General features: G+C 61.2%; 2 rRNA genes. Both read left to right on the top strand.

What is annotated here, in order from left to right:
* A 16S ribosomal RNA gene (locus HHX33_RS34675) occupies positions 1-112 on the top strand; the annotation flags it as partial.
* Positions 113-559: 447 nt separating this feature from the next.
* Positions 560-918 (top strand): 23S ribosomal RNA (locus tag HHX33_RS34680); the annotation flags it as partial.

Genomic DNA, 918 nt, shown 5'->3' on the forward strand with positions numbered 1-918 from the left:
AAGCCCGTGGCCCAACCACTTGTGGGGGGAGCGGTCGAAGGTGGGGCTGGCGATTGGGACGAAGTCGTAACAAGGTAGCCGTACCGGAAGGTGCGGCTGGATCACCTCCTTTCTAAGGAGCACCGGCCGGCCCTGATGGGTTCACCCGTTGTGGTGAGTCTGAGGGTTTGGTCCATGCCGGGTTCAGGGACGCGTGTTCCCTGCTCGGTGAGCTCATTAGTGGAGCACTGGTTATTCGGATCGGCCGGGTTCGGCTGCCGGGGTGAGTACCGCCGCGGGTCTCCTTCACGGGAGGTCGGCGGAGTGGGGAAGCATCCGGCGGGGCTTGGTTGGTTCGGGCACACTGTTGGGTCCTGAGGGAACGGACCGTTCGCCTGGCCACCGCGGTTGTTGCGGTGGCTGCTTGGTGAAGGGTCTGTTGTCCTTCTGGGGCTGGTCTCCTGCCATACCGGCTTCCGCCTTCCTCCGTGATGTGGGGGGTGGGGGTGTTTGGTGGTGGGGTGGGCTGGTTTGCCTGGTTGTTGTTTGTGAATTGCATAGTGGACGCGAGCATCTTTGTGGCCAAGTTTTTTAGGGCACACGGTGGATGCCTTGGCATCAGGAGCCGATGAAGGACGTGGGAGGCTGCGTTAAGCCTCGGGGAGTCGCCAACCAGACGTTGATCCGGGGATGTCCGAATGGGGAAACCTAGCACCAGTCATGTGGTGTTGCCGCCGTCTGAATGTATAGGGCGGTTGGTGGTAACGCGGGGAAGTGAAACATCTCAGTACCCGTAGGAGAAGAAAACAATTTAGTGATTCCGTGAGTAGTGGTGAGCGAAAGCGGAGGAGGCTAAACCGTGCGCGTGTGATAGCCGGCGGGCGTTGCGTGTGCGGGGTTGTGGGACCTTCCGGGGGAGACCGCCGTCTCTTCAGGCAG

Origin of the sequence: Microbispora sp. H10670, assembly GCF_014161385.1 — a bacterium.
GTDB lineage: Bacteria > Actinomycetota > Actinomycetes > Streptosporangiales > Streptosporangiaceae > Microbispora > Microbispora triticiradicis.